Origin of the sequence: Mycobacterium paraterrae (assembly GCF_022430545.2) — a bacterium.
GTDB classification, from domain to species: domain Bacteria; phylum Actinomycetota; class Actinomycetes; order Mycobacteriales; family Mycobacteriaceae; genus Mycobacterium; species Mycobacterium paraterrae.
Genome location: NZ_CP092488.2, coordinates 286,403 through 313,140, shown reverse-complemented (window position 1 = coordinate 313,140; position 26,738 = coordinate 286,403). Strand labels below are relative to the sequence as shown.

At 63.7% G+C, this 26,738-nt stretch carries 29 protein-coding genes and 1 pseudogene; 19 read left to right on the top strand and 11 right to left on the bottom strand.

The genetic code is table 11. The features are described from left to right. Positions 1–36 precede the first annotated feature (36 nt). Entirely contained in the window at positions 37–1,797 is a 1,761-nt protein-coding gene (locus MKK62_RS01430; RefSeq protein ID WP_240262743.1) for an NAD-binding protein, read from the top strand. A gap of 135 nt (positions 1,798–1,932) precedes the next feature. Here the strand turns inward: MKK62_RS01430 and MKK62_RS01425 are convergent, their stop codons facing one another. Further along, complete coding sequence (locus MKK62_RS01425) at positions 1,933–2,793, bottom strand: NAD-dependent epimerase/dehydratase family protein (RefSeq protein WP_240262744.1); 861 nt, start codon at positions 2,791–2,793, stop codon at positions 1,933–1,935. 102 nt (positions 2,794–2,895) lie between these two features. Between MKK62_RS01425 and MKK62_RS01420 the strand changes: the two genes are divergently transcribed. After that, complete coding sequence (locus tag MKK62_RS01420; protein WP_240262745.1) at positions 2,896–3,777, top strand: helix-turn-helix transcriptional regulator; 882 nt, start codon at positions 2,896–2,898, stop codon at positions 3,775–3,777. A gap of 103 nt (positions 3,778–3,880) precedes the next feature. Next, positions 3,881–3,961 (top strand): annotated as a pseudogene (locus MKK62_RS01415) (short-chain dehydrogenase); the annotation flags it as partial. A 62-nt stretch (positions 3,962–4,023) separates the two neighbouring features. On the opposite strand, the gene MKK62_RS01410 reads toward MKK62_RS01415, so the two are convergent. Both MKK62_RS01410 and MKK62_RS01405 read right to left on the bottom strand, forming a co-directional pair. Continuing rightward, positions 4,024–4,776: a hypothetical protein gene (locus MKK62_RS01410; RefSeq protein WP_240264261.1), complete on the bottom strand. Its 753-nt coding sequence runs from the start codon at positions 4,774–4,776 to the stop codon at positions 4,024–4,026. A 423-nt stretch (positions 4,777–5,199) separates the two neighbouring features. Continuing rightward, complete coding sequence (locus tag MKK62_RS01405) at positions 5,200–5,793, bottom strand: TetR/AcrR family transcriptional regulator (protein ID WP_240262746.1); 594 nt, start codon at positions 5,791–5,793, stop codon at positions 5,200–5,202. Between the two features lie 106 nt (positions 5,794–5,899). Here MKK62_RS01405 and MKK62_RS26490 point away from each other — a divergent pair, with 106 nt between their 5' ends. After that, a complete protein-coding gene (locus tag MKK62_RS26490; protein ID WP_350355741.1) occupies positions 5,900–6,037 on the top strand; it encodes a LuxR C-terminal-related transcriptional regulator in 138 nt (45 codons plus the stop codon). A 59-nt stretch (positions 6,038–6,096) separates the two neighbouring features. On the opposite strand, the gene MKK62_RS01400 is transcribed toward MKK62_RS26490, so the two are convergent. Continuing rightward, positions 6,097–6,468: a DUF488 domain-containing protein gene (locus tag MKK62_RS01400; RefSeq protein WP_240262748.1), complete on the bottom strand. Its 372-nt coding sequence runs from the start codon at positions 6,466–6,468 to the stop codon at positions 6,097–6,099. Positions 6,469–6,720: 252 nt separating this feature from the next. Here MKK62_RS01400 and MKK62_RS01395 point away from each other — a divergent pair, with 252 nt between their 5' ends. Continuing rightward, positions 6,721–6,924, top strand: coding sequence for a cold-shock protein (locus tag MKK62_RS01395; RefSeq protein ID WP_240262749.1), 204 nt, complete (start codon positions 6,721–6,723; stop codon positions 6,922–6,924). 175 nt (positions 6,925–7,099) lie between these two features. On the opposite strand, the gene MKK62_RS01390 is transcribed toward MKK62_RS01395, so the two are convergent. After that, positions 7,100–7,744, bottom strand: coding sequence for a winged helix-turn-helix transcriptional regulator (locus tag MKK62_RS01390; protein WP_240262750.1), 645 nt, complete (start codon positions 7,742–7,744; stop codon positions 7,100–7,102). A gap of 154 nt (positions 7,745–7,898) precedes the next feature. Here MKK62_RS01390 and MKK62_RS01385 point away from each other — a divergent pair, with 154 nt between their 5' ends. The 8 genes from MKK62_RS01385 to MKK62_RS01350 all read left to right on the top strand — a co-directional run bounded on the left by MKK62_RS01385 (position 7,899) and on the right by MKK62_RS01350 (position 15,294). After that, positions 7,899–8,762 (top strand): SDR family NAD(P)-dependent oxidoreductase, encoded by an 864-nt coding sequence (locus MKK62_RS01385; protein WP_240262751.1) that lies wholly within the window; start codon positions 7,899–7,901, stop codon positions 8,760–8,762. Between the two features lie 111 nt (positions 8,763–8,873). Beyond that, positions 8,874–9,953: a carboxymuconolactone decarboxylase family protein gene (locus MKK62_RS01380; RefSeq protein ID WP_240262752.1), complete on the top strand. Its 1,080-nt coding sequence runs from the start codon at positions 8,874–8,876 to the stop codon at positions 9,951–9,953. 6 nt (positions 9,954–9,959) lie between these two features. Further along, a complete protein-coding gene (locus tag MKK62_RS01375; RefSeq protein ID WP_240262753.1) occupies positions 9,960–10,814 on the top strand; it encodes a PIG-L deacetylase family protein in 855 nt (284 codons plus the stop codon). A gap of 52 nt (positions 10,815–10,866) precedes the next feature. After that, positions 10,867–12,432 carry a DHA2 family efflux MFS transporter permease subunit gene (locus MKK62_RS01370; RefSeq protein WP_240262754.1) on the top strand — a complete coding sequence of 522 codons (1,566 nt, stop codon included), beginning with the start codon at positions 10,867–10,869 and terminating at the stop codon, positions 12,430–12,432. 47 nt (positions 12,433–12,479) lie between these two features. Next, positions 12,480–12,959, top strand: coding sequence for a hypothetical protein (locus MKK62_RS01365; protein ID WP_240262755.1), 480 nt, complete (start codon positions 12,480–12,482; stop codon positions 12,957–12,959). A 72-nt stretch (positions 12,960–13,031) separates the two neighbouring features. Continuing rightward, entirely contained in the window at positions 13,032–13,859 is an 828-nt protein-coding gene (locus MKK62_RS01360; protein WP_240262756.1) for an LLM class F420-dependent oxidoreductase, read from the top strand. Between the two features lie 47 nt (positions 13,860–13,906). Continuing rightward, complete coding sequence (locus MKK62_RS01355; RefSeq protein WP_240262757.1) at positions 13,907–14,332, top strand: MarR family winged helix-turn-helix transcriptional regulator; 426 nt, start codon at positions 13,907–13,909, stop codon at positions 14,330–14,332. 68 nt (positions 14,333–14,400) lie between these two features. Beyond that, positions 14,401–15,294: an SDR family NAD(P)-dependent oxidoreductase gene (locus tag MKK62_RS01350; RefSeq protein WP_240262758.1), complete on the top strand. Its 894-nt coding sequence runs from the start codon at positions 14,401–14,403 to the stop codon at positions 15,292–15,294. A gap of 119 nt (positions 15,295–15,413) precedes the next feature. Here the strand turns inward: MKK62_RS01350 and MKK62_RS01345 are convergent, their stop codons facing one another. The 3 genes from MKK62_RS01345 to MKK62_RS01335 form a co-directional block, all read right to left on the bottom strand. Then, the gene (locus tag MKK62_RS01345) at positions 15,414–15,851 is read right to left on the bottom strand and encodes a nuclear transport factor 2 family protein (RefSeq protein ID WP_240262759.1); all 438 of its coding nucleotides are present in this window, start codon (positions 15,849–15,851) and stop codon (positions 15,414–15,416) included. A 181-nt stretch (positions 15,852–16,032) separates the two neighbouring features. Further along, positions 16,033–17,217, bottom strand: a complete 1,185-nt coding sequence (locus MKK62_RS01340) for an alpha/beta fold hydrolase (protein ID WP_240263881.1) — start codon at positions 17,215–17,217, stop codon at positions 16,033–16,035. A gap of 35 nt (positions 17,218–17,252) precedes the next feature. Beyond that, entirely contained in the window at positions 17,253–18,188 is a 936-nt protein-coding gene (locus MKK62_RS01335; protein ID WP_240262760.1) for an NmrA family NAD(P)-binding protein, read from the bottom strand. Between the two features lie 85 nt (positions 18,189–18,273). Here MKK62_RS01335 and MKK62_RS01330 point away from each other — a divergent pair, with 85 nt between their 5' ends. Beyond that, complete coding sequence (locus MKK62_RS01330) at positions 18,274–18,777, top strand: winged helix-turn-helix transcriptional regulator (RefSeq protein ID WP_240262761.1); 504 nt, start codon at positions 18,274–18,276, stop codon at positions 18,775–18,777. Between the two features lie 242 nt (positions 18,778–19,019). On the opposite strand, the gene MKK62_RS01325 is transcribed toward MKK62_RS01330, so the two are convergent. Together MKK62_RS01325 and MKK62_RS01320 are read right to left on the bottom strand one after the other, a co-directional pair. Further along, positions 19,020–19,865: an aldo/keto reductase gene (locus tag MKK62_RS01325; RefSeq protein WP_240262762.1), complete on the bottom strand. Its 846-nt coding sequence runs from the start codon at positions 19,863–19,865 to the stop codon at positions 19,020–19,022. 203 nt (positions 19,866–20,068) lie between these two features. Continuing rightward, positions 20,069–20,434, bottom strand: a complete 366-nt coding sequence (locus tag MKK62_RS01320) for a methyltransferase family protein (protein WP_240262763.1) — start codon at positions 20,432–20,434, stop codon at positions 20,069–20,071. A 322-nt stretch (positions 20,435–20,756) separates the two neighbouring features. Between MKK62_RS01320 and MKK62_RS01315 the strand changes: the two genes are divergently transcribed. Further along, positions 20,757–21,905, top strand: a complete 1,149-nt coding sequence (locus MKK62_RS01315; protein ID WP_240262764.1) for an FAD-dependent monooxygenase — start codon at positions 20,757–20,759, stop codon at positions 21,903–21,905. Between the two features lie 8 nt (positions 21,906–21,913). Here the strand turns inward: MKK62_RS01315 and MKK62_RS01310 are convergent, their stop codons facing one another. Continuing rightward, positions 21,914–22,825, bottom strand: coding sequence for an LLM class F420-dependent oxidoreductase (locus MKK62_RS01310; protein WP_240262765.1), 912 nt, complete (start codon positions 22,823–22,825; stop codon positions 21,914–21,916). A 127-nt stretch (positions 22,826–22,952) separates the two neighbouring features. Between MKK62_RS01310 and MKK62_RS01305 the strand changes: the two genes are divergently transcribed. The 4 genes from MKK62_RS01305 (at position 22,953) to MKK62_RS01290 (ending at position 26,733) form a co-directional block, all read left to right on the top strand. Further along, positions 22,953–23,696, top strand: a complete 744-nt coding sequence (locus tag MKK62_RS01305) for a sensor domain-containing protein (protein ID WP_260060462.1) — start codon at positions 22,953–22,955, stop codon at positions 23,694–23,696. Next, positions 23,693–24,397: a sensor domain-containing protein gene (locus MKK62_RS01300; protein WP_240262767.1), complete on the top strand. Its 705-nt coding sequence runs from the start codon at positions 23,693–23,695 to the stop codon at positions 24,395–24,397. Before MKK62_RS01305 ends, MKK62_RS01300 begins: the two co-directional genes overlap by 4 nt. 87 nt (positions 24,398–24,484) lie before the next feature. Then, a complete protein-coding gene (locus tag MKK62_RS01295) occupies positions 24,485–25,687 on the top strand; it encodes a hypothetical protein (RefSeq protein ID WP_240262768.1) in 1,203 nt (400 codons plus the stop codon). A 41-nt stretch (positions 25,688–25,728) separates the two neighbouring features. After that, positions 25,729–26,733 carry an AAA family ATPase gene (locus tag MKK62_RS01290; protein WP_240262769.1) on the top strand — a complete coding sequence of 335 codons (1,005 nt, stop codon included), beginning with the start codon at positions 25,729–25,731 and terminating at the stop codon, positions 26,731–26,733. Positions 26,734–26,738: the final 5 nt, after the last annotated feature.

Sequence of the window (26,738 nt, the reverse complement as noted above, 5' to 3'; positions counted from 1 at the left end):
CACAGGCCGCCGTCGGCTGTATGCAGTCACTACCACGTGAACGAAATCATCGTCGTCGGTAGCGATGCGCTTGCAACCACAATTATCGCGGAACTGAAAGGTGCAGGGGCGCCAGTTATCGAGTTCGACGACGGCCGTCACGGCGGTCAGATAGAAGTCCGACTCGAAGAAGCGGGTATAGCCCACGCGCTCGCCGTGGTATGCGCTGGTGACAACGATGCCGTCAATCTTGAAATCGCGCTATTGGCAAGGAAGGCCAATCCGAACGTCAGGGTAGTCGCGAGGCTGTCCAACGACGTATTGAGTGAGGCGATCGCCGGTGACAACGGTCCCGGCGCAATCCTGAATGTGGCCGAGCTGGCGGCACCATCGATCGTCAAAGCCTGTTTGGCCGAGGCTACCTACCCCATCGTTACGGGTGGGATGCAATTCGTCGTTACCAGCAGCGAAGCGACCCGCAACTCCACCCTGCGCGAGCTCTGTGGGGATTTGGCTCCAGTGGCCCTCATACACGGTGAGAAGTCGCCTACACCAGGCGTATTGGAGACCTGTCCACGGCGTGACCGACAGTTGCGTGCCGGTGACTGGATGACCGTCATCGGCACCGCCGATCAGGTGGCCGCTCGGGGCATCAAAATCTCACCAGCAACACCAACAAGGGTGGGTCGGCGACCGCTGAGGCGAATCGCCGATGCTGGCAGAGCGGTGCTCGACGAATTCAACCCGGCGTTCTACCCCGTACTGGCCGCAGTCCTGGTGCTGATGATCGGATCCACGGTGGTATTGCGCTTCGGTCATACCGATCCGCCGATGGGATGGATCGACGCCCTGTACTTCACAGTAGAGACGATCACGACGACCGGTTACGGCGACTTCGCCTTCATTAATCAGCCGACGTGGCTACGCATCTTTGCCATCATGCTGATGTTCGGCGGAGCCACCACGGTTGCATTGCTGGTCGCCTTCATCGCTGACGTATTGCTTTCGCGGCGTTTCAGCTTTGCAACCGCTCGCACATCAGCCGGCCATCTGCGCCGTCACATCGTGGTAATCGGATTGAGCGCGTTAGGGATTCGCGTGGTCAGTGATCTCACCGCCGCGGGTTATGAGGTGGCCGTGATCGAGCGAGACGGTGAGAACCGGTTCTTACCGATCGTGCGCGCACTCGACGTTCCCGTCATCATTGGCGACGGCACCGAGGCACACACCTTGAAAGCAGCCCGAGTGAACACCGCGCGCGCCGTGGCGGTGCTGACCCGCGACGACATGATCAACATCGAGACCGGGATCGTGCTGGCCCAAATGCTCGGACGAAAGCTGGGACCGACACATCGCAAACCCGGAGTCCCGCTGGTACTTCGGGTTTTCGACCGATCGCTGGGTTTTGCGCTGGCGCAACGGTTCGGTTTCGTCAACACCAGGTCAACCGTCGAACTCGCCGCACCCTGGTTCATCGGCGCCGCCATCGGACTACAAGTGGCTGGCACGTTTTCGGTAGGCCAACGATCCTTCGTCGTCGGCGGAATATCTGTCTCGCCCAACAGTGAACTCGCCGGCGCACACCTATCAGCCTTGTCGTCCCAAACGCGGATCCTTGCCATCTCACGGCCTGACCAGCCAGCCGTCATGCATCCGCGTCGCCACACGCGGTTGCGCCCCGGGGACACGGTCCACGTCGTCGGCCCATACCGCGAATTGCTGAACACCATCCGCCGGGCAAATTCCCCGTCCAGGCTGGACCGCGGCGATCCATTGGGCCGCGTCGAGCAGCAGTCCATTGGCGAGGCGGCAGGGTGAGGTCAAGCGCGTCCGACTACCTTGCGGCCGCGGGTAATGGACCGCTATCGGCCATACAGGCTGGCCGGCGGGGAAGAGATACCCGTGTGCTACGGGAAAAACGCAGGCGGACACAAGATTTCGCGAACTCTGGAGTTAGAGTACGCCGGCCTCCGCTGCGCCGGTCACCGTCGGATAAAGAGGGCGAAAGCCAAGCTCGCGGCGGATCCGTGCCGTGCTCACAGTGTGCTGCCATGGCGAGGGGTCCGCGAAGTTTGACGCCGGTTGATCTGCCGTTCCGGCCTGCTCGGGTAGCCCAAGGTTGTGCAGTTGGTAGATCTCGTAGAGGGTCATCGGAGCGTCGTCGCACACGTTGTAGGTTCGGCCGGCGACGCCTTCCGCGCGGAGGGCTCGCAACAGCGCCTGGCTGACGTCGGCGTGGTGAGCGGTAGGCAGCCGTTGGTGCGACGGCCGGTTCGCGAGCATCCAGGCCGCGTCGGCGATGTGCGGGTCGCCCTCACCGTAGACGAACGGCAGCCGGACGATCCGCAAGTCCAAGCCGCGCTGATGGTGGAGCGAACGAAGCCGATTCTCGACCTCGACTTTGGCGGCGGGATAGGGGTGCAGGTCGGTGCCCACCGGGTCGTCTTCGGTCGCCGGCCGGCCGTAGTCGCAGCCGTCATACACCTGATTGGTGCTGGTATAGACGAATCTCGTGATGCCTGCGTCCAGCGCAGCGTTGGCTAGCCCGTCGGTGCCGGCAATGTCCGTCGCTGCCATTTCCTCGGCTGAAAAGGCCCGAAAGGCACTGGCCACGTGGACGATCGCGGTCACTCCGCTGAGCGCCCCGCGAACGCCCGTCTCGTCGCGCAGGTCAGCGACGGCGATGTCGACCCCCGCCGGGATCGGGGCCGCACTGTTGCGGACGAGCAGCCGGACGGGCTCGCCCGCTGCATGCATTCGCCTGGCGAATCGACTACCGACTTTGCCTGTCGCCCCTGTGATCAATGTGGTCATGCATACGACTGTGCGGTCGAGCGATCACCGGTGGCAGAGACCTGTCGAGGCTGGGATTGACGATCCCTGGCTGAGCTGCCGGATGGAGACCAGGATAGAGCGATGGACGCTGCGAGCCTGGCTGACTTCCTGAGGCGCCGACGGGCCGCGCTGCAGCCTGAGGCGGTTGGCCTGCCTGCCGGTCGGCGGCGTCGTACGCCTGGCCTGCGACGTGAGGAGATCGCTGCTCTGGCCGGCATGTCGTGCGACTACTACACCCGGCTGGAGCAGGCTCGCGGTCCGCGCCCGTCCCGCCAGTTGCTGGCGGCACTGGCCCGCGCGCTGCGGCTGACCGACGACGAGCGAGATCATCTGTTCCATCTGGTGGGCGAGGAGGCGCCGCGGCTGGGCCGCAGCTCCGACCATGTACGGCCCGGCGTGCTGCGATTGCTCGACCGTCTTCGCGACCTGCCCGCGACCGTTGTCGACGACCTAGGGTTCATCCTCGCGTGGACGCCTACCGCTGTGGCGTTGGTGGGCACCGACTTCAGCGCGTTATCGGACGCCGATCGCAACGTGAATGTGCTCTTCTTTTGCCGAGGGTCGTCCGCCCACAACCCATTCAGGCAAGCCGATCGCGCGGCGACGGCCCGCGGTCACGTCGCCAACCTACGGGCAGCCGTAGCCACTCATCCCGCCGACCCTCGCGGCGCCGAGCTAGTCCGCCGGCTGCGGGCCGGCAGTGCAGAATTCGCGCGACTATGGGACGAGCACGAGGTGTCCGTGCGCCGTTCCTCGACCAAAGTGTTCGTCCATCAAGAAATCGGCGAGATCGAGTTGGACTGCGAGATGTTCCATCTGCCCGACGTCGGCCAGAAGCTCATCGTCCATTCTGCTGAGCCGGGCAGCAGTGCCGCGCAGGCCCTCGAACTGCTTCGGGTACTCGGCCTTGATCACATCCAAACCGCCCGCGAGACAACTACTTTCGGTACGGCACGTTCGTAGGAGCGTTTGATTCCTCGCTGCGCTGTGTGGAGTAGCCCGTTGGCGAGGCGCGCAGCGCGCATCGCCGGTGTGACAGCCCTGGGTCACCGGGGCAAACCGGGGGTTGGGAAAGGACTACGTCGACCATCTTCCCGACCGCGGTGCAGCACGGGTTTATGCAGCAGCGCGCAATCCCGACACCATCAAGTTCACCGGCGTGCAAGTGTCGGCACGTCCTTCGCGCGGGTGCTGTCTGAACGCTCTGAACTACAGCCCGATCGAGGACAGCAGATCGGCAAACGCCGACGGATCAACCGCGCTTGCCGCATCGGTGATGCCTGGCGGGAGAAACAGGTCATCGATCGGGGTGATGTTTTCGCTGCCGAACGGTGTCAGGATGAAATCCCCGACTGTGGCTGAGGTCCCGGCGCTGTTCATGGACTCCTCGAACACGTTGCCGTACCCAAACCCGAACTCCGAAATCAGGAAACTGGTCGGCTCGTCGGGCAGGACGGTCCCGGTGCCGCCAAGCGTGGCGATCTCCTCGCTGTAGCCGCCAGGCAGCCCCAACTCCTGGCCGAGCTGACTCACAATCCCGGATAAGCCGGACGCGTCGTCAAACGGCGTTGGCGAGTATTCGACATTCCCGGTGAACGAGTCAACCGGAAAACCGAGGACGGAAAGATTGAAGTCCTGGGTGCCAAAAGTATCTGTGGTGTCCACGTTGTTCGGGTCCGTGACGGTACTGATCGCCTCCTCAGGGCCTACCGGCGCGATCGTGTACACGGGGGCGAACACATTCGAAGGGTCCGGGCTGTAGGGGATTACCGCCGGATCGAACTGGTTGCCGGAGCTGACGGCCGCAGCCGTGTCGGACACGGCGGACCCGGCGATGCCTACGCTGTCGTCGCCAGTGGCATTGGAGACTGGTGCGACAGCTAAGGCGATCATCTCGACGGCGAGCGTAAACCCGCCTGTAAGACCCACACCGGCGGGCCAAAAATTAACCTTGATGGTCATACGACCCCTATCAACGATCGCGCTGATACCGATAGGCACGGCGGGATTACTGAGATTTTCTAAGCTTAAGCGACGCTGATCTCGCGCCCAAGCTGGCACGACAGACTTCCAGGAAGCTCTCAGCGGGAATCACAGCAATTGGTTGGCGAGATGCCCAGACAGCTCGACAAACTCAATCCACGGCGGGATGTCGGTCAAGGCGAGTCCAGCCGAATGGCCCCACGCCCAAGCAAACACTCGCTGCTTTCGGTCCGTCTCCACTTTTCTCAAGCTCCGACGCCGACACATCGGGATTGGACTACGCCCACGGCGTTGACTTGTTCCAAGATCGCAGTGCGGCAGCCGAATTCGGCCGAGGTCATTCAGCCATCGCCTGCGGTGATAACGCAAACGCCGACGCGGGATAGGCCGGAAGTGGCGTCGTCAGGCCGTCAGCAGCGCTGGAATCGTGACCGATTCAAAGCGGTCGTAGGGATGTCGGCTCCGAACCACTTTCGCTCGCAGGGCCGCGCCTTCCCAAGCCTCGATCAGCATGGCCGCCAATTCCGCGGCGTCAACATCGGATCGGATCGGGCCCTTGGGACCCTGCCCTCGGCGCACGCACGCCGCCAGCGCGTCATCCCAACGGTGCAGGATGCGGGCCAGTTCGGTGCGAGCCGGTTCGCTGGAGCCGGCCAACTCCAGCGACAAGTTGCCCACCAGGCATCCCAGCAGAAACTCGCCGGTCTCATGGTCGTCGGCCAAGGCGTGAAAGAAGGTCGTGATGCGCTCCGTCGGCGGGCAAGGCGCCTCCAGCAGCGGTACGAGCCGATTCTCGATGTCGGACCAGTAATGGTTGAGGATGGCGGCGGCAAACGCTTCTTTGCTCGCGAAGTAGGCGTAGAAGGAGCCCTTGGGGACGCCAGCTGCGTTCGTGATGTCCTTCACGCCGCTGGCGGCGAAACCGTCGGAGTGCACCAACCGAAGTCCGGCATCGAGCAGGCGCAGGCGGACAGCGGGATTGGCAGGACGTGGCATGCACCAATCATAGTCGACCGGTCGTTCATCTATTTTCGCCCGGAGGCTCGGCCCCGACAGGGTTCTCGCGTGCCGTCGTCGGACCAATAGCGAGATCGGTGCCCAGTTGTTCTTGAGTCCGCGAACCGTCGAGTGGCATCTGCGCAACGTTTTCGCCAAGCTCGACGTCACTTCCCGTCGGGACCTCGAAGCTGCCGTGGCGCAACGTAAGTCGTCTCACGCCGCAAAGTCTGCCGCGCACTGAGGAATCAACTTCGCGCGTCGCTGCTGCCAATCGTCGCCGTTCCCACAGCGTTGGCAGATTTACCGAGTGTTACGCCTTATCAGATTGGCCAGCACCGCGGCCTCGCTGAGTTCGGGATTCTTGGTGGCAGTGAGAAGAGTCAGGGTGCCTGCTCTAGCGAGCGTCGTCAGACGTCGCAGCGCGACGGCTGGCTCACCCGCCTGCAGCTCGGCGGTGTACCGCCGCGAGAATTCCTCGAAGAGCTCTGGGTCGTGGTGATACCAGTTGCGCAGTTCCGGCGACGGCGCGATCTGTTTGCACCAATCGTCAAGCTGCGCGCGCGCTTTGCTCATGCCCCGTGGCCAAAGCCGGTCGACCAGCACTCTCGTGCCGTCGTCGGGCGTCGGAGCGTCGTAGATGCGGCGTACTTGGAGTCTCATCCCTGCGCCCATGGGTATCCGCCTTGTTGCGATAGCAGGACCGCGCGTCCAGTAGCCAAAGTATGTCAACACGGCGGCTTAGCAGTCCACAGCTCTCATGGCGAAACCGTAAGCCTGGGCCGACTACTGGTGGCGACGACAGCATTCCGGCCCGTGCCCGCGGTAACCACCCGTCGGAGAGATCTAGAGAGTCTCATCGCAGGGTATGCTGCATCGTGAATGTGTTCTGCATTCGCGAAAGTAAATGAAAGAAGTACAGGAAATATGACGCAAGGAACCGTGAAATGGTTCAACGGCGAAAAGGGCTTCGGCTTCATCGCCCCCGATAACGGCGGTGCGGACGTCTTCGTCCACTACTCCGAGATCCAGGGCGGTGGATACCGCTCACTGGAGGAGAACCAGCGAGTTCAGTTCGAGGTAGGGCAGGGCGCCAAGGGCCCCCAAGCCACCGGAGTGACCGCGCTCTGATCTTTACGTAATCTATGGGCTGGCAAGGGATCACTCTTGCCAGCCCATAGATCTTTTAAGACCTCTGCTTGGCCCCGCAAAGACCCGCCGTGAACGAACGATGAAAACAGTCACCGTGAAACACCAACTCCGCCTGACGCCGTTGACGGAATCGCACTAATCAGGGCCCAAGACGTTAAAGACGCAGCGAGAATACGTTTCGCATCGCGTCGACCGCGTGTGGGTCGCCGTCGAAGCGGATGCGGCGTAGGGCGGATTTTCGTGCGTTGGGGTGGGTGCCGAGTCGGATGGTGATGAGGTCGGCGGCGCTCGCGGTGACGGTGACGTCGGGTTCGCCGCGAGTACTGGCGAGATGTCCGTTGGTGACTGCCAATTCGAAGCGCCGGCCGTCGATGTCGATGCGATAGCTTGTGTCGAGTTCGGTTGCCGCGGCTGCGTCGAAAGACAGCAGCATGCCGGCCAGAAATCCGTTGAGCGGAGTGATGGCGCTGGCGTCCTGCGGGTCGATTTTGTCGAGTCCGAACAGCGCGATGGCTTGGACGATGGGAAGCACACGCTGCCAGGCCTCGTCGGTGAGGGTGTAGACGGTACGGCCGATCGGCGCTGGCAAGTCGGTGCGGTCGATCAAGCCGGACTCTTGAAGCTCTTTGAGCCGTTGCGCAAGCAGGTTGGTGGCGATGCCGGGCAATTCGGCTCGCAGGTCGCTGTAGCGGCGGGGGCCGCCGATCAGTTCCCGCACGATCAGCAACGTCCAGCGTTCGCCGATGACGTCGAGACCGCGTGCGATGGGGCAGTTCTGGTTATACACCCGTGTTGTCACCACACGATCTTAACAATCGAAGATGCATTCATGAATCAATAGCTTGATTTGTTTGTTTAAGAGATTTAGTCTCCTATCTAGAATCCGCCTGCGGGCGTCCTACACGGCCGGTGATGCCTTCAGGTGTCTGGGATCGGAAAGTTGGGGATGTGGTGTGAAGAAGCACTTCGAGGACAAGGTGGTGCTGGTTACCGGTGCGTCACGCGGTATCGGCAGGGCGGTGGCGCTGGCGTTCGCCGAACAGGGCGCGCAGGTGGTTCTTGCGGCCCGCTCAGCGGAGCGTTTGGCTGACGTCGCAGAGGACCTGATGGTTCTGGGCGGGCAGGTGCTGGTCGTGCCTACCGATGTGACGTCCCACGCTGATGTGGTGGCGTTGGTGGATGCGGCGTTGCGGCGTTTTGGTCGAATCGATGTGTTGGTCAACAACGCCGGCATCGGGCGGGTTGGTGGTCTCGAGTCCGCAGAGTTCAGCGACAACGTTCGGGATACGCTTCAAGCCAGCCTTTTCGGGATGGTCGACGTAACCCAGCAGGTGTTACCGACGATGCGGCGGCAGGGCTCCGGCGCAATCGTCAACATGTCATCGGTGATGGGACGCAAAGCGTTTGCTCGTTTCGGCTCCTACGCCATTGTGATGCACGCGGTGTCGGCGGCCTCGGATGCGCTTCGTCAGGAGTTGGCGGGCAGCAACATTCGGGTGTCGGTGATGTATCCCGCGTTGACCGCCACCGACCTGTTGCGCGATGCCGACGAGGCGGAGATGCCACCCCCGTTTCGCCATATGACCCCGTTGACGTCTGAGGCCGTTGCACGCGCTGTTGTCAAGGCAGTGCGTCGGGGAGCATCACGGGTCGTGATGCCAGGTCCGGCGAAGCTGTTGCTGCTCGGTGAGGCGTTGTCGCCTCGGATCGGGGACCTGATGGCGGCGGCTCTGGCCCGGCGCTCTTTCATCCGGCTGGCGGGAATGAGCCGGGGTAAGACCTACCACCAGGTAATCGGCGTCGGGTCAGGGCGATGACTTCACCAATCGCGACACCAATCGGTCGATGAGACAACGTATTTCGACGGCCATCACCACGGCCGGCGACGACGGTCCGCAGCCCTTCTCAAGAATCGACGAGGTTCACCCATGGCGCCGTTAACCGCTCGTGTCGAGGACACATTGTTCACGTCCTTGGCTCCGCAAATCATCAAACACATCGATGCAGTATCTCCGCGTGATGCGGACGGTCTGGTTGGTGAGGTCTACCGGCAAATGAAGCGGGAGTTCCAGCTGGTCCCGCCGGTCACCCTGCACGCGCCCATACCTGAACTGCTGGCCGGGGTGTGGGGGATGCTGCGCGAATCCATCGTCGCAGGCCCAGTGAGCCGCCGACTGCGTGAAGTGGTGTGCGAAGGCGTATCTGCGATCAATCAGTGTTCGTTTTGCGTCGACGCCCACAGCACGTTGCTCGTCGGCACCGGCGATACCGCCACCGCCGCGGCGATCCGCGCCAATCGACCAGATCTCATCAAAGACCCCACCGCCCGTGAGATCGCGCGGTGGGCGTTCGCCAACCGCCAACCCGGCGCCGACATTTTGCAGCAGCCGCCGTTCACCCCAGAACAGGCACCCGAACTCATCGCCTCAGCGGCCAGCTTCCACTACATCGACCGGATGGTGCAGGTCTTTCTCCCCCCGGGTCCCGCCAGCCTGCCCGCCACACTGCGCTGGCTGCGGGGGACCACGATACGAGTGGCCGGCACGGTGGCCGCCAAGCGGATCATGGCCATCGAGGTCCCATCGGGGGGTGCGGTCGGTTCACTTCCCGAGGCGTCACCGTCACCGGAGTTCGGCTGGACTGCGCCCAGACCGGCGCTCGCCGCGGCGTTCGGCAGCTTGGAAGCCGTCATCGACGGCCTCGGTAATGAGGTCCTCACGCAACCGGTCCGGGATCTCGTGCACGAGCGCGTCGCGGCTTGGAATGGCCAAGAGCCCGGGATCAGCCGAAGCTGGGTCGAGGACGCCGTCGGCGAACTGGACAGCACGGACCAGGCCGCGGGCAGACTGGCCCTGCTGGTCGCATTTGCGCCCTATCAGATCGACGACACCGTCATCGCGGACTTCCGCCGCAGCCAACCCACCGACACCGAACTCCTCGCAGCGGTCTCCTGGGCCAGTTTCGCCGCCACCCGCAAAGTATCAAGCTGGTTGGCACCACCCACCTGAACGCCGGTGAACGACTACCCAGCAGCGTCGCGCGCGCCGGTACTGATGGTGGTGCATGCCCATCCCGATGACGAGTCCAGCCAAACGGGTGGCACGTTGGCGTGTTACGCCGCAGCTGGCTGGCGCACGGTCTTGGTGACGTGTACCGACGGTAGCCAGGGGGACGGCGGTGACGGAGTCAAGCCGGGGCAACTCGGTCACCGCCCGCGCCAGGTCGCCGCCCAGCGCTTAGGCGAACTCGCCACCGCCGCAAGTATTTTAGGTATCTGCGATCTGGTCACGCTGGGCTACCCCGATTCAGGGGTGGCAGGCGAGGACGATCCGCCGTTATCGACCGAGGCATTCAGCCGTCGCCCGCTCGCGCCGATGGCGTTAAGGCTCGCGGAGGTGCTGCGTGCCTACCGTCCTGACGTTCTCATTACCTACCCGCCCAACGGATTATCGGGCCACCCCGATCACATCCGCACTCATGACCTGGTGCACTCAGCGCTTGCCATCGCAGGTGTCGCCGGCGACGAAGCGCCGGCCGCTGTTCCGCAGTTGTACTACATTGCGTTGTCCCGCAGCCGGTTAGCCTCACTGGCAACCCAGGCGCGCGCCGAGCTGGGTCCGGAGGCCTGGTTGCCGCCGGAATCGATGGCGATCGACGACGCCCAAATCACCACCGCCGTCGACATCACCAATTACTGGAACGTGAAGCTGGCTGCACTCGGCGCCCACGCCAGCCAGTCCGATGCGGCGGCACTGCTGGCTCTGTTCACCGCCGCGAGCCGGTGCGACGGTGCGAGGTGGTTCGAAGAATATGTCCGCGTCGATCCGCCCAACCGCCGCGAGACGGGCTTCCGGGCGACCTCGCAATGACCAACCTCCTACAAGTTGATATTCAAGTTTCTCTACTTTATTATTTTGTCTCATGAGTACACGTCGCCCCGTCTTCCGTGATCACCCTGTCGCCGCGTTGGCGGTGATTTGCCTGAGCGTCTTCGTGATCAACGTCGATGCCACCATCGTCAACGTCGCCCTACCCACGCTGTCGAATCAGTTGCACGCCGATACCGCGCAGCTGCAGTGGATCGTCGATGCCTACACCCTGGTGATGGCCGGGTTGCTGTTGTCGGTGGGCAGCCTGAGTGACCGCTTTGGCCGACTGGGTTGGCTCAACGCCGGACTCGCACTGTTCGCGCTGACGTCCGCGATTGCCGCGCAAACTAATTCGGCAGATCAGCTGATCGCCGCGCGCGCCGCAATGGGTGTCGGTGCCGCGGTGATCTTTCCGACCACATTGGGTTTGATCACCAACATCTTCACCGATCCGGTGTCACGGGCCAAGGCGATCGGGTTGTGGGCGGCCATGGTGGGAGTTGGCGTGGCGGTCGGACCGATCAGCGGGGGATGGCTGCTGGAGCATTTCTGGCGCGGCTCGATTTTCATGGTGAACATTCCGATCGCGCTGTTGGCCATTGTGGGCGGGATCTTGTTTGTGCCGCCTTCGCGGGACCCGAATGCCCCACGCGTCGACATTCCTGGATTGCTGCTGTCCGCAGCGGGCATCACCACGCTGGTCTATACCGTGATCCAAGCCCCGACATGGGGGTGGACGAACACCCGGACTGTCCTCGGATTCGGCCTCGCCGCAGCCATTTTGGCGGGCTTCGGGCTCTGGGAGCGGCGGAGCGCCCATCCCATGCTTGATGTCTCAGTATTCGCCAACCGCCGCTTCTCGGGGGGCAGCCTGGCTGTGACGGCAAGCTTTCTCACGTTGTTCGGCTTTATCTTCGTGATCACCCAATACTTCCAATTCGTCAAGGAATACAGTGCTTTTCAAAGCGGAGCCCGCTTGTTGCCGGTCGCTATTTCAATCGCTGGGGCCAGCATCATCGGACCCCGCCTCGTCGAGCGCATCGGCACCACAGCGATGGCCGCCGGCGGACTCGCCGTCTTCGCTGCCGGCCTGGCATGGTCGTCGACCGTCAGCGCCGCAACCAATTACCCCGAAATGGCCATGCAAATGCTGCTGCTCGGCGGCGGTTTAGGCCTAACGATTGCCCCGGCCACCGAGGCCATCATGGGTTCGCTGTCCGCCGAGAAAGCCAGCATAGGCTCGGCGGTCAACGACACCACCCGCGAATTCGGCGGCACCCTGGGCGTGGCCATCGCCGGTAGCGTCTTCGCCTCCATCTACAGTGCCCGGATCGCCTCGGCGACCAGCCTGGCCCGGCTGCCGGCTGAGCTGCACTCCGCGGCCGGCCGCTCGATGGCGGTGGCACACAGCATCATCGGCCACGTCCCTGCTGCGCTCATCCCCGAGGTACGGGCGGCGGTGAACGCCGCGTTCCTCGACGGCTATCGCGTTGCGACACTGGTCTGCGCTGGAATCGCCATCGGTGCAGCCGTCATCGTGGCATGGCTGCTTCCCGCCAGGGCCGAGCAGACCGTCACCGCAGACGAGACCGTTGAGCCCGCCCACGTTGCCTCGTGACAGCGGACCAGCACCGGGCCCGGTCGGACGGAACGCCAGAAGACCAGATGTCTGCACGAACTGGTGAACCAGCTAGCTGCGGTCGCGCGTACGCGCTGCTACCGCTCGTAATGCGCCTGACCGCGCTCGAGTACCTCGTGTTCTTTGTGCCCGACTTCCTCCTCGAAACGACGCATCACATCGCTGCGTTGCCGCCGAGACTTGCCGGCATCTTCATCTGGGGAGCAGGCGGCGGGCCGGTGGCCGTGATGTTCAGCACCGTTTACATCGTGTGGGCGCTGTTCCTATTCGCCGCGGCGCGCGCGCCGCTGATGAATCGGCTTTTTCTTGACTACAACCTGGTCGCCAACACAGCACACTTCACCATGATGCTGATCATGGCGGCCACCATGCGCGCCGAACACCACCACCTCGCCTCGGTCATCGCGCTCGGGATGCTCACCACCGTTCCGCTGGCCGCGTGCTGGCTGCCGGTCCGGCACGCGGCGACCACATCGCCACTCGGCCAATCCGGTCGGATGAAATAGCAAGCGTCTGATCGTTGTGTTGGACAAGACCGCGCTGACATCGTCGGTCGCGACAACCAGGAGAGCCGCACGATGCGACTAGGCATATTCACGTTTTTCAACGACACCGGTATCCGGCCCGCCGAACTGGCCGTCGAGCTTGAAACAAGGGGCTTTGCATCACTTTTCACCACCGAACACATGCACATGCCGGTGCACGTCACAACGCCGTACCGGATGGGTGGGCCCATCCCTGCGCAGTACTACCGAACGGTGGACCAGCTGGTGGCGCTGACCGCCGCCGCCACTGCAACGACATCGCTGGGTATCGGGACCGGCATCACCCTGGTTGCCCAGCACGACCCAATCCTGCTTGCCAAACAGCTCGCATCTCTCGACATGGTCTCCGATGGCCGGCTGCTCTTCGGCGCCGGTGTGGGATGGCTGCGCGAAGAGATAGCCAACCACGGCGTCGACCCACGCTCACGCGGGCGGGTATTCGACGAGAAACTCGCAGCTATCGTCGAGATCTGGACCCACGACGAGGCCGAATATCACGGTGAATACGTCGATTTCGACCCCATCTACAGCTGGCCGAAACCAGTGACCACACCGCATCCACCGATCTACCTCGGTGGCGGCACTGCCGCCTTCGGGCGGATAGCGAAGCTCGGCGCCGGATGGTTGCCGAACTCCACCGGCGCGCAGCATCTTTCAGAGCCATTGACACAGTTGCGCAACCTCGCCGCCGATACGCGGGTGATCGTCCAGCACATTGGCTCGATCCCCGACACCACGGAACTGCAGCGTTACTACGAACTGGGAATCGACGAGCTCTTGGTCGAACTACCGACCCAGCCCCGCGACGGCTCACTACGCCACCTCGACGCGGTGACTCACCAGTGGACGCAAGCGCACTAGCCAGATATTGGTGTATATGCAACAATGTCGTCATGAGTGTTTCCCCGGTGGAGGAGATCGTCGGCGACTGCGTCGCGTTCCGCACTCGGCTTCTCGGTCGGGCGATGACTGGTCTTTATGACCGCGCTTTGGAAGGCCACGGCCTGAGCATCGCCCAGCTCAACCTCCTGGCGGCGCTGGGCAAGGTCGGTCCGTGCTCGCCGGCACGGTTGGGCGAGCTGCTGATGCTCGATCGCTCCACGGTCAGCCGCAATCTGAGTCCGCTGCTCAAACAGGGGTGGGTGGCCGCGGTGTCTTCAGATGCCAAGGGTATCCGGGAGATCGAGCTGAGCTTTTTGGGCCGCAAGAAAATTCACGCCGTCACGCCCGTCTGGCGGCGAGCTCAAAAGCAGGCGGCTGCCCTGCTTGGGACGCACGGAGTGAACGCGGTCAAGGAGCTGGCCAGCGCAGTGGGGGACCTGCCGACCGATTGACGACCACTCCTGGACGGAGTGGAAAACCCGACCATCCAAATGTTGTATTTACACCAAAGGAGAACAATATGAAACGCGACTTCGCCGATAAGGTCGTGCTGATTACCGGCGCCTCCAGGGGACTCGGCAAGGGCATCGCCTTGGAGTTCGCCAGGCGGGGTGCTGCGGTGGTCCTGGTTGCGCGGTCGGCCGGACCGCTCGAACAGCTCGCGCAGCAGATCCACCTGCTGGGCGGCGATGCGTTGGCGGTGCCGACCGACGTGACGTCCACTGAGCAGGTCGAGGCGCTGGTGAATAGAACGATGGACCGATTCGGCAGGATCGATGTCCTGGTCAATAATGCCGGGATCGCCAGAGTCGGCCCTGTCGAGTCACTCTCATTCGCTGAAGACGCGCGACAAACCATGCAGGCGAGCCTGTTTGGTGCGATCAGCCTGACCCAGCAGGTGCTGCCCATTCTGCGTCGGCAGGGCTCGGGCACGGTGGTCAACATGTCGTCGGTCATGGGCCGCAAGGCCATCGCTCGCTTTGGCTCCTACGGACTGGTGATGCACGCGATGTCGGGATTCTCCGACGCGCTTCGCCAGGAGTTGGCCGGCACGAAGATCAACGTGTCGGTGATCTATCCGGCGCTGACCGCTACCACCCTGCTCGAGGACGTCGACGAGGCCGAGATGCCGCCGGCATTTCGCTACTTGACTCCGCTCACGGTCGACGAGGTATCCCGCGCTGTGGTCACTGCTGTTCGCCGCGGCAAGCGCCGCGTCGTTATCCCGAGGATCGTCACGTTGCTGCTCGTCACCGAAGCGATCTCCTCGCGCGTTGCCGACCTTTTCCTTACCGGGCTGGCGCGCTACCGCTGGTTTGGCTGGCCGGTGGGACTCAGTCGCGGAAGGACCTACCACCAAAGCATCTCACCCAGCCCTGCATCGGAAGGACGCCGCCACGCCAACACCGCGTGAGGTCATCCGCACCGAATCCGTCCACACCAACATGAGCGGCACTGCCGTCGTGATCACGCCCGCACATCTAGGCGAAGCGAAGAACCCAGCTAGGCGCTCGCGTGTTGCTTTCTACGCGCTCAGGACGCGGGCCAGCCGAGTGCATTGAACACCGCGACGGGGTTGAGGTAATCACGCCAGTACACAATTTTTCGGTTCCGCAGGGTGATCACGGAGATGAACCGGTTGGCGTAGGGATGGTTCCCGTTGACGGTGTGGCCTTCGCAGGCGTACTCGACAATGGCAACGTTCTTGGCCGGGTCGTGGTAGACGGCGAGATCGAAGCAGCGCTCCAGTTGCATCGCGGTCCCGTAGGGGCGGTAGAGTTCGGCTAGCGCTTGACGGCCCTCTACCCGGGCCGGATATCCGGGCACCGTGACCACATATTCGATTACGACGTCCTCGGCCATCAAATCGAAAAAGTGCCCGGGCTCGACCAGACCCTGTAGTCCGTGCTCGATGATGCGGAAGAACGGATCCAGGGCGGCGAAATCGCCCAGGTTTGTGATAGAGCTCATCACTGGCGCCTCTCTTGTCTCCCATTGCGGTGCAGCTATTTCCACGCGTCGGCGGTGTCGTCGGTGAATTCGGTGCACTGATCGGAGCCCGTCCAGTGACCGCGCCGACATCGTCGTCGGGCGCAGATCCGTTGCCGGTCACGACTGTGGTGGTCGGCGGGCACAACGTGACGGGTGGTGATCAGTGCGGCGTGGACCACGCCATGAAGGCCGCTGCCTGGTCGCGCCACAGCCGGGGATGGGTCATGGTGAAGTGGCCGGCCGAGCCTTCCGACACCGGGCGGATCTCGAGCCGCGCGTTTTTAACTTTGGGGAGGTCGTGTTGCAGCACCGCCAGGCTGTCGCGGTAGAACTCGTCGTCGGCGAAGTTGACGGCGAACACCTTGGTGGTGATGTTGCCCAGGGCCGGTTCGGCGTTGAAATCGCTTGAGGACTCCAGCGAATAGAGCAGATCGTTGGCGTCGACGTGCGCGGCTTGTTGGTCGGTCGCGCGCAGGAACGCATCCGCCTTGCCGGGATCAGGTATCTCGTCTTGCAGATGTGCCACGCCGTCGATCATCATGCGGGTGATTTGCAAGGCAAACGCTGCCGAGGGTGGTGGCTGCTGGTAATTGCCGGCAGCCCACGCCGGGTCGGATTTGATGGCATTAACGGCCATCCGCCTCCAGAGCAGGTTGCGGCCGCTGACTGGGGCGGGAAAGCACGCGATCGGCATGACGGCATCCACTGTGTCGGTATAGGTTTCGGCCCACTGCCAGGCATTCATGCAGCCCATCGACAGACCGACAGCCGCGCGCAGGTGGCTGATGCCGAGGGTCTCGGTGACCAGCTTGTGTTGCAGGTCCACCACATCGGCATAGCCGTAGTGCGGGAAACCAGCGCGAAGCCCGTCGCTGGGCTTGCTGGACTGACCATGGCCGACGTCGTCGGGAATGATCACAAAAAACCGGGTGGCATCAAACGGTGCTCCCGGCGCGAACAACGCATCGCGGAATTCTGGGGCTAGCAACGCCTGTCCGCTGGCGTTGGTCCAATGCAGCAGCAGGATCGCGTTGTCGGTAACGCCTTGCTGGTTGCGGTGCGGCTGGCCGAGCACCGAATAATGAATCCGCAACTGCGACAGCGGTTCTCCGTTGCGGAACCGGTAATCGTTGAAGACGGCATCCGCTTGGCGCGCGGCGATGTCGCGGCTCGCCCCGGGCGGCGTTGGTGTCGCAAGTCCGGTCTGTCCGTCGTGACGAACTGGTGTCGAATTCGCGCAACCGACTATCAGCAGGCATACCGTTGCTACGATAAGCCAGTGGAGCAGGCGACTTTTCGGCCGCTTCCGCCAAGAGAGACCGCACCGCGGTCGCCCAGAGTCCATCAGCACCGTTCCCCACTACCTTTCGAACGTGTCGGCTACGCAGTGGCCGTGATGGCGCCGAATTCGGCACTGTGCTGGTGGACGAAGTCACGGAACGTCTGTGGCGCACGTCCGCCGCTGGCGGCCTGCAGCGCGGCCGGGTTGACGTCGGTGCGCAACAACGTGGTCCCGTTCTCACACATCTCGCCCATCTTGGTCAGGTGCTCGACGGTCGCCTCGGGGACCAGACCGTTCATCTGCCCGGCCCACTCGGCGGTAGAGATGTAGCGGTAGCTGATCGGACGTCCGACTTCCTCGCTGATGATGTCGGCGATCTCGCTATGCGCGAGCAATTCGTGCCCCGGCGGGTAGATGATGGGATCTGTGGCGTAGCGGTCCGGGTCGAGCAGCACTGAGGCGCAATAGTCCCCGATGTCTCGGCCGGCGATCCACGCCGGCCGGCTGTCGCCAAAATTGTTGAGCAGCACGTTCATCAGGTTGATCGATCCGGCATGCAGCCGCAGAATGTTCTCGTAGAAGAACGCGCTGCTACGCACGACGGTGACATTTGTGCCGAGCTCGATGAGCAATTCTTCAGCCTCTGCGTGTGCGCGAGCGATGCCGCTGGGGCTGTTGCGGTCCGCGGCGCCCATTGACATCACGATCACGCGTGAGGTCGCGCGCATATCCTTGAGCACCGAAGCAACGTTGAGCAAGGCTGCCGGCAGACCAGGCGCGGCCGGATAAGCGACATAGACGGCGTCCGCCCCCTCCAGTGCGGGATACAAGGTTCGAAGGTCAAGCAAATCTCCGACAACCGTCTCTACGCCCTGCCGGCGAAGACGTTGCGCGCGTTCGTCGTCGCTGCGCACCAGCGCACGGACCTGACGGCCCGCCGCCAACGCCCGCTTCGCGACCTGCCCCCCGGTACCACCGTGGCGGCCCGCCGCCCCCACGACAACAACGAGCCCGTCCTGATCGACACTGCTCACCCGTCGGCCTTTCCCTGAGTCTGACTTTCAGACTCAACGTAAGGAGCCTGAGTTCGAATGTCAAACCCTGGTACAGTCGGCCCTCGTGAGCACCCGTCGCGCGAGTAAGGACCGTGCGTCGGCGGTGTCGTTTGAGGAACTGCGCGTACGGAACTGTTCCATCAAGCGCGCCCTCGACGTGGTCGGGGAGAAGTGGACGCTGCTTGTGATCCGCGAAGCTCTTTACGGCGCAAGCCGTTTCGAAGAATTCCTCGCTAAAGTGGAGTGCTCTCGAGCGGTTCTCAGCGATCGGCTCGCTACCCTCGTCGAGCATGGCGTGCTTCGCCAGGAGCCCTACCGCGAAGTCGGCCAGCGTGAACGCCGCCAATACCTTCTCACCGAGAAGGGATACGACCTGTTTTTCGCCGTCGTTGCGCTGATGCAATGGGGAGACCGGTGGGAAGCCGACGACGCCGGCGGCCCGGTCGTTTTCCGACACCGCGACTGCGACGAACTCGTACACATCGAAATGCGATGCGCTGACGACCACCGATGCATAGGCGGCGATACCTATTACACCCCCGCCCCTCAACTGACGAACGACGGCTAACCGCTGCCGCTTACAGGCTAAACCTGTTGAGCAGCATCGAAATAGAGGCCGCGCCGCGCTAGCGGAGCAAACACTTCCTGGACCAAAAAGCCTGCGGCACAGAGGTATCCGGCAAGGAGCCAGCCGTAATTATTGCGAGACGCCGTGTAGGCGGATACCGATTTGATCCGTCGGATTCTTCCCATGGTGCGATTGCACCGCAGCGCGCCCGGACAACGCCGCCAGATGAACTAGCCGGATCGTCAGAGCGTTTCGAGCCGACGCGGCCCGGTAGGCGGCGGGAAGGCGCGGTCGAGCACGCTGAGGTCTTCGGGGCCGAGATTGATCTGCACTGCGGCGGCGTTCTCCCGAACGTGCGCAGACGTGCTCGCGCGTGGGATGGCGCTGACACCGTCGTGGCGTAGCACCCAGGCCAGCGCAATTTGCGCCGAGGTGGCGGAGTGGCGCCGCGCGACCTCGTCCAGCGCTGGATGTCCGAGTAGGCGACCCTGCTCGATGGGGGAATAAGCCATCATCGGTATACCGCGTTCGGACAGCCAAGGGATGAGGTCATACTCCGGGCCGCGACGCGTCAAGTTGTAGAGAATCTGGTTTGCCTGTACCTGGTCGCCGCCCGGCGAACCGGTCAATTCGCCCATGTCGTCAAGGTCGAGATTGCTCACGCCCCAGTAGCGAATCAGTCCCTCCTTCACCAAATCCTCGAAGCCCTCGACGGTTTCGGCGAGCGGGACGTTTCCCCGCCAATGCAGCAGGTAGAGATCGATGTGGTCGGTGTTGAGGCGAGCAAGGCTGGCTCTGCAGGCTCGTCCGGTACCGGCCCGGGTCGCGTGGTTTGGCAGCACCTTGTCGACGAGGAAGACCTCGTCGCGACGCCCGGAGATCGCCTCGCCAACGAGCGTCTCTGACGCGCCGTCGCCGTACATCTCGGCGGTGTCGACCGTAGTCATCCCGAGATCGAGCCCCAGCCGGATCGCGGCGATCTCGTCTGCGCGTCCTGCGGGATGCTCGGCGAAGTGCCAGGTGCCCTGGCCCAGCGCGGCGAATGTCTCACCGGAGGGAAGGACTACCTGACGGGCAGTCGTCGTCATCGGCAGCCCTTCTCTAGTCCCTCATAGTCACCGTTCCCGGCTGCGCCGCCAACGAGGCCACCATCGTCTCAAGGTTGCCCCCGTTCGCGCTTCCGCCTGGCAGCGCAGCATTCCCTGCCTGGTGTAGTCCTACTAGGTCGAGACCTTGCCAAACCGGATTGGGCACGGCAGGTGCGTGAATGTTGTTGATGTATTTCGATTCGTCACCAGACGTATGGGACGAGTTTGCGGGTTCGGTGACTGTAGTCGCTGTAATCGGGTAGTGCTCGCCTTAGCAACTCTTCTTCGGCGGTGATACGTCGCCGATACGCACGTCCCATCAGCGCGGCGACCAGGACGACCGCCGGTGCGCTCCGAGAGGCAAGGGCCAAGCCGGTCCACACCGACAGGGCGCCGGCGTATCCGCGGTGTCGAATCAATCGGTACGGGCCGGTCTCGACGAGGTGCTGGTGCTGCGCTGTACGCAAAGTGCGCGTGTAGAAGTCACCCAGCGTCCGCATGGACCACACTCGCAGTACGAATCCGCACGCCTGCATGATCAGGCCCGTGGCGGCTGCTGCCCGAGGCATGAGCGGCAGCGGGAGTCGGCGCAGTATCAACGGCAGGCCGCAGGCGAGTCCGGATGATACGAGCAACGTTCTCGTAGTTCCCCTGTCGTCATGAGAGGCGTCAAGACTGGAGGCCGCGCCGCGCTGCCGGAACAACACCTCCTGGACGAAAAAGCCTGCGGCACCGAGGTATCCGGCAAGAAGCCAGCCGCAATCGCTGCGAGGGGCCGTGGGGGCGGATACGGACACGATCCGTCGGATTCTTCCCATGATGCGATTGCACCACAGCACGGGACACAGGATGACGTATCGACGGCCATGACGGCGAGTTAGGTTCACAGACGTGAGTGAACGAGTCGTCATCGCCGGCGCTGGAATCGCCGGTCTGGCCACAGCGATCGGACTGCACCGGTGCGGCTATGACGTCACCGTCCTGGAAAAGCGCGCCGACACCTCTGCGGGCGCAGGAATCAGCATCTGGCCCAACGCTTTAGCCGCCCTCGACCAGTTCGGTCTCGGCGATTCGGTCCGCGCGGCCGGCGGGCGCGTCACCGCCGGCGCTGTGCGCTGGCGCAATGGCACCTGGCTGCGGCGCCCAACGGGTGAGCGGTTCGTCCACGCACTCGGCGAACCGCTCGTGGTGATCCGGCGGCCTCTGCTGCGCGACATCCTCACCGCCGCCTTACCCACAGGAACCATCGAAGACGGCATCACGGCCGTCGGTGTCACCAGCAGTGCTGACGGGGTGCAGGTGCGCCTATCGGACTACGGGGTTCGCGACGCCGACGCAGTAGTCGGTGCCGACGGAACGCACTCGCTGATCGCACGCCAACTCAACGGTCCGCTGACCAACCGTTACGTCGGCTACACCAGCTGGCGGGGGATCGCCCGGTATGGCTTGGACCCACAGCTGGCCGGCCAGACATTGGGCCCGGGGATTGAAACTGGCCACGTGCCAATGGGAGACGGTTTGACCTACTGGTTCGCCACGCAACGCGCACGCGAGGGCCAGCGCGCAGCCGAGGGGGAGCTGCGGTACCTCCAGCGCATGCTGAGCCGCTGGACCGAGCCCATGCCGAGCCTTCTGGCTGCGACCGCAGAGGCTGACGTGTTGCGTGACGATCTCTACGACCGCCAGCCTGCTCGACACTGGTCACAGGGACCGGTCGTGCTTGTCGGCGACGCCGCCCACCCCATGCGGCCGCATCTCGGACAAGGGGGTTGCCAAGCGATCGAGGACGCGGCATTGCTTGCCGCGTTCGCGAACCAGACACCCGATTTGTCAACCGCCTTTGCGCATTTCACCGCATACCGCCGCCGCCGGGTCTCGCGGCTTGTCCGCGAGTCGGCGACGATCGGAACCCTGGTTAATGTGCGGCCCGCCGCCCTCAGCATGGCAGCCAGCTATGCGACCGCCCTGATCCCTGAACGCGCGCTGACCTCCCACATGGCGTCGATAGCCGGCCGAACAGCGTTCACGCTGCCCGGGTAACGCGTCGCCTACAGAACCTGTTGGAGCGCTTTGCCGACGGCCGCGATCGAACCCGGCGTGTAGGCAGGCATGTTGAAAATGACCCCGCCGACACCGGCGTCCAGGACCCTGGTCTTGATTTGGTCGGCAATGGATTCGGGTGTGCCGACCGCGGCGCGTTGCCGGAACTCCTCGGGCAGCGAGTCAATGGTGACGTTGGGATCGGGGAGCACACTGATCAGTGTGCTGGTTTCCAGCGTCGCCGGATCGCGCCCCGCCTCCTGGCAACGCTCCTGCACGACCTTCACCTTGCCGGCGAGCTGGTCGAATGGCGCGATGATGTTGAGGTGGTCGAAGTGCTTGACCGCCAACGGGATCGTCTTTTTCTCCCCGCTGCCACCGATCTTCAGCGGAATGTGGTCACGCAAGCGCGGATTGGCGAACGCGTCCTTAGTCTTGTAGTACGCGCCGTCGACGGTGACGCGCTCACCTCTGATCATTGGCAGGATGATCTCGAGCGCTTCGTTGAGCTTGTTGAACCGGTCGGTGAACGTACCGAATTCGAAGCCCAGCGAGTCGTGCTCCAGCTCGAACCAACCCGCCCCGATACCCAGAATCGCGCGACCCTGGCTGATGACGTCAAGCGTGGTGATCGCCTTGGCCAAAAGGGTGGGGTTCCGGTACGTGTTGCCGGTGACCAGCGTGCCGAGTTGGACCGACTCGGTGGCCGTCGCAAGCGCGCCAAGCGCGGTGTAGGCCTCCAGCATCGGTTCGGTCGGTTCGCCAAGACCGGGCAATTGGTAGAAGTGGTCCATCACGAACACGGAGTCGAAGCCCGCTGCTTCGGCTTCTCGCGCCTGCTCGATAACTGTCGGGAAAAGTTGCTCAACGCCGGTGCCGTAGGAGAAGTTCGGGATCTGATAACCAAGTTTGATCGTCACCTGTTCGAACCTAGCGGCGATTAAACGGAACCATAACCCCGTTTCGCTCCTGGCGAACGGGTGCTGTCGGCCTGGCGCCGCCCGGGTGAGTGGACGGCGCGCGTGACGCTTGCCAGACTCTGAGTCCGTGTCCAGGACCATAGCGACTGCCGTGCGCCTGAGAGGCGGTCGCAGGTTCGTCGTGCTGGCTGTCGCCGTCGCGGTGTTGGCCGGGTGCGCTTCCACCGGGGATAGCGGCCGGGCGTCGAGCAGCGCCGGGGCCAAGTTCACGCCCATGCCCTTCGCGGCGCCCGTGCTCGTGCGCGAGCTTCCCGGGCTGCTGCTGGACGCGGCCGAGGTCAACTCTTTCGTGGGCGCCACCGACATGGAGGTGGTCGACGAGTGGTCGCGAATGTTCGGGTTCAACACACCCGGCGGCGACTGCGCCGGCGCCTGGTCGTCGACGTGGCAACCGGCCTACGAGGGCAGCGGATGGATGGGAGTTCGCGGACGCAGCATCCGCAAACCCGGTAACGAGTGGAACCAGGTGGTCTACGAAGCGGTGGTGGCGTTTCCGCTCCCGGAAGACGCCACTGGCTTCTACGCCAAGCAGGCGGCGAGTTGGAAGACGTGCAATGGACGCCACGTCGACGAACGCAATCTGGACAAGGACAATCCCCGCACCGATCTGCAGTACACCCTCGAAGACGCCAACGACACGTCCGGCATGCTGACGATGGCGTCTCGAGACGAGGTGGAGCCGTCGTTGGCGTGCGAACACGCCCTGACCGTGCACAACAACGTTGCCGTCGACATCCGTGCGTGCGGTCCCGGGTTGCGCACCCAGGCCGGGGCGGTGGCGTCGGCGATCGCGGCGAAGGTACCGGGATGAGCCTTCCGACCGCCCGGCTGATCGGTGCCATGGCGCTGGCAGCCGTCAACGTCAGCGGATGTGCGGTGGCCGTGTCCGGTCACTCGGTGTTGCCGTCGGGCCCGGCCGGACCGCAGGTTTCGGCATCGCACCCGGAGTCGCTGTTGCTCAGTGACGAGCAGGTCAGCGCCATCATCGGAAAACCGGGGGGTCTGACGACGTACGAGACCTACGCCAAGATGGCCGAGGAACGCGACGCCACCTACACGCTGGGCGATCGTGCGTGTGCAGGGGCGTTATGGAACACCTTGGACGTCACGTACCGCGGTAGCGGGTACGTCGCGGTGGCGGGGCGCAAAGTGTCCGAACCCGGCGACGAGCCCGAGCACGACACCGACCAGGGTGTCGTCGTGTTCACGACCGCCCAGCAGGCCTACCGCTTCCTGGATCGGTCGATGGTGCTGTGGCAGCGCTGCGCGCGTCAACGCGTGCGTTTCCAGGTCGAGGGCCATAAGCCCCACACCTGGTCAGTGGGAGTTCCCGCCGAGACCGGACCCGACATCGTGGTCCGCAACAGCGAAGAAGCCGGGGACGGCTATGTGTGCCAGCATGCGATGCGGGCGTTAGGCAACGTCGTCATCGACGCCTGGGTATGTGGCAACGACATCACCGAGCAGGGTCAGGCCATTGTCGACGGCATCGCCGACAAGGTGCACGCGTGACGAAATTGTGTGATCGAGGCCGGCCACGACGCCCGATAATTACGTCGACCGAACGCGGCGTCGCCGGGATTACTGAAAGAGGTTGCAGTGACTGAGTGGTCTGGGGGCGGCGGATACGGCGGCCCGAATCCGGTCGGCCCCGGCGGTTCGCCACAACCACCGCCCAACCCCCAGTCGGGGCCGCCACCGTGGCCGGCCGCACCGCCACCCGAGCGGTGGTCAGCACCACAACACGGTGCACCATCGTGGCCGCAGCAACCGGGCGTACCGGGACCGCCGCCGGGCTTCCCGCCCGGCCCACCTGGCTCCTTCGGCCCCACGCCGCGGCGCAACCGCAAGCCGCTGCTGATCACGCTGGGCGCCGGCGCGGCGGTACTCGTGGTGGTCATCGTCGTGCTGGTGATCACCTTGGCGGGTGGCAACTCTGGGGGCGGCGCGGGGTCAGCGGCCGACGCGGTCAAGGGCTATCTGGCCGCTCTGGCCCGCGGCGATGCCGAGGCCGCGCTGTCCTACAGCGACGACCAACCCGCGTCAAAGGACTTCCTGACCAACGACGTCTTGAAGAAGCAGATCGCCAAGTGGCCGATCAGCAACGTGCGGATTTTGAACGACGACTCTGGCGCCGCCGGGATCGGCATGGGGCAGGTGCATGTCGCAGCCACCTTCGGCGACAAGGTCTCCGACGCCACCGTGCGGACCAAGCGCACCAACAAACGGTGGTATCTGGAGTCCGCAGCAATTAAGTTGCGACCCGACCCCGGCTCGTCGATCAACGGCGCCGACAAGACCTTGACGCTGTTCGGCAAGCCCATCAGCGGTCAGACCACCTACGTCTTTCCCGGTTACGTCGACATCGGCAGCAGCAGCCCCTACCTCGACGTGAAATCCCAACCCCTCCTGTTGGATACGTTGAACTCCTACACGCCGTGGGTGCAGGCCACGTACAGCCTCAACGACGCCGGCAACAAGGCCGTCATCGATGCGCTCGGCACCGCATTCGCGGCATGTGAGAGGTCGAGCGCGCTCAAGCCGCCGCCGCCGTGCCCGCTGGCCGGTCTCGACGACTACAAGTACGTGGAGGGATCTGCCCACTGGGGCAAAGCCGATCTGAGTAAGGTCAAAATCTCCTTCTTCGACCAGTTCCGCCTCACCGCGATGTTCAGCGGAGAGGTCACCGTCCCGGTCACGGTGCAGTACAAGTCGGGCGGCAACGGCGACGGCACCATCGACCCATTCCTCAACGGCACCGCTGATCTTTCCAAAGTGCCTCCGGCACTGAGCTATCGATAAGTTGCCGCCGATATTTTCCCGCCAATCACAGAAAGGTGCCCATGACCATCACCCGGGCGCAGCAACCCGACCCGCAACAGATGCAGGCGGCTCAACGCATCGTGGGCGCGGTGTCTCAGGTGTTCGCCGAGAAGGTAGTGGGTCAGGACAACCTGCGTGAGACGTTGCTGATCGGCTTGTTGACCGGCGGACACATCCTGCTGGAAAGCGTTCCAGGGCTTGCCAAAACGACCGCCGCCCGGGTGATCGCCGAGGCCGTGGCAGGTGGGTTCCAGCGCATTCAATGTACCCCGGACCTGCTGCCCAGTGACATCATCGGCACCCAGATCTACGACTCGTCGACGAATTCCTTTGTCACGCAACTGGGTCCGGTGCACACCAACATCTGCCTGCTCGACGAGATCAACCGAAGCAGCGCCAAGACGCAGAGCGCGATGCTCGAAGCGATGGAAGAACGCCAGACGACAGTGGCCGGCACCAATTACCCGATACCCGAACCATTTTTGGTGATCGCCACCCAGAATCCGGTCGACCAGGAGGGTACCTATCCGCTCTCGGAAGCTCAGACCGACCGGTTCCTGCTCAAAGAGATCCTGCGCTACCCGTCACCGCAAGAAGAGGTCGAGGTGATGGCGCGCATCGATGCCGGTGTCTACGACAAGAGCCACCCCGCCCGACACGTCGTGACCCTCGACGACATCCGTCACCTCCAGCGGCTGGTCGCCGCCGTCCACATGGACCAGGCGCTGATGCATTACGCCAGCCAACTCGTGGGTGTCACGCGCAACCCCCAGCAATACCTGCCGCCGCAACTGGCGCGCATCGTGGAATATGGCGCCAGTCCCCGGGCCACGATCGCGTTCTGTAAGGCCGCCCGTGCCCACGCGATCCTTCGCGGCCGAAACTACGTTATCCCGGACGACGTCGCCAAGGTGGCCCATCGGGTGCTGCGGCACCGGCTGATCCTCGGCTTCGAGGCCGCGGCGTCCAACATCACCGCCGAAACCGTGATCGACGCCGTGTTGCAAAGCGTACGCGTCCCCTAGCCGGC

Coding starts and splice junctions, on each gene's coding strand:
- MKK62_RS01425 (WP_240262744.1), bottom strand. CDS start 2,793: ATGACCACATTGATCACAGGGGCGACAGGCAAAGTCGGTAGTCGATTC.
- MKK62_RS01420 (WP_240262745.1), top strand. CDS start 2,896: ATGGACGCTGCGAGCCTGGCTGACTTCCTGAGGCGCCGACGGGCCGCG.
- MKK62_RS01410 (WP_240264261.1), bottom strand. CDS start 4,776: ATGACCATCAAGGTTAATTTTTGGCCCGCCGGTGTGGGTCTTACAGGC.
- MKK62_RS01405 (WP_240262746.1), bottom strand. CDS start 5,793: ATGCCACGTCCTGCCAATCCCGCTGTCCGCCTGCGCCTGCTCGATGCC.
- MKK62_RS01400 (WP_240262748.1), bottom strand. CDS start 6,468: ATGGGCGCAGGGATGAGACTCCAAGTACGCCGCATCTACGACGCTCCG.
- MKK62_RS01395 (WP_240262749.1), top strand. CDS start 6,721: ATGACGCAAGGAACCGTGAAATGGTTCAACGGCGAAAAGGGCTTCGGC.
- MKK62_RS01380 (WP_240262752.1), top strand. CDS start 8,874: ATGGCGCCGTTAACCGCTCGTGTCGAGGACACATTGTTCACGTCCTTG.
- MKK62_RS01370 (WP_240262754.1), top strand. CDS start 10,867: ATGAGTACACGTCGCCCCGTCTTCCGTGATCACCCTGTCGCCGCGTTG.
- MKK62_RS01365 (WP_240262755.1), top strand. CDS start 12,480: ATGTCTGCACGAACTGGTGAACCAGCTAGCTGCGGTCGCGCGTACGCG.
- MKK62_RS01360 (WP_240262756.1), top strand. CDS start 13,032: ATGCGACTAGGCATATTCACGTTTTTCAACGACACCGGTATCCGGCCC.
- MKK62_RS01350 (WP_240262758.1), top strand. CDS start 14,401: ATGAAACGCGACTTCGCCGATAAGGTCGTGCTGATTACCGGCGCCTCC.
- MKK62_RS01345 (WP_240262759.1), bottom strand. CDS start 15,851: ATGAGCTCTATCACAAACCTGGGCGATTTCGCCGCCCTGGATCCGTTC.
- MKK62_RS01340 (WP_240263881.1), bottom strand. CDS start 17,217: ATGGACTCTGGGCGACCGCGGTGCGGTCTCTCTTGGCGGAAGCGGCCG.
- MKK62_RS01325 (WP_240262762.1), bottom strand. CDS start 19,865: ATGACGACGACTGCCCGTCAGGTAGTCCTTCCCTCCGGTGAGACATTC.
- MKK62_RS01320 (WP_240262763.1), bottom strand. CDS start 20,434: ATGCCTCGGGCAGCAGCCGCCACGGGCCTGATCATGCAGGCGTGCGGA.
- MKK62_RS01300 (WP_240262767.1), top strand. CDS start 23,693: ATGAGCCTTCCGACCGCCCGGCTGATCGGTGCCATGGCGCTGGCAGCC.
- MKK62_RS01290 (WP_240262769.1), top strand. CDS start 25,729: ATGACCATCACCCGGGCGCAGCAACCCGACCCGCAACAGATGCAGGCG.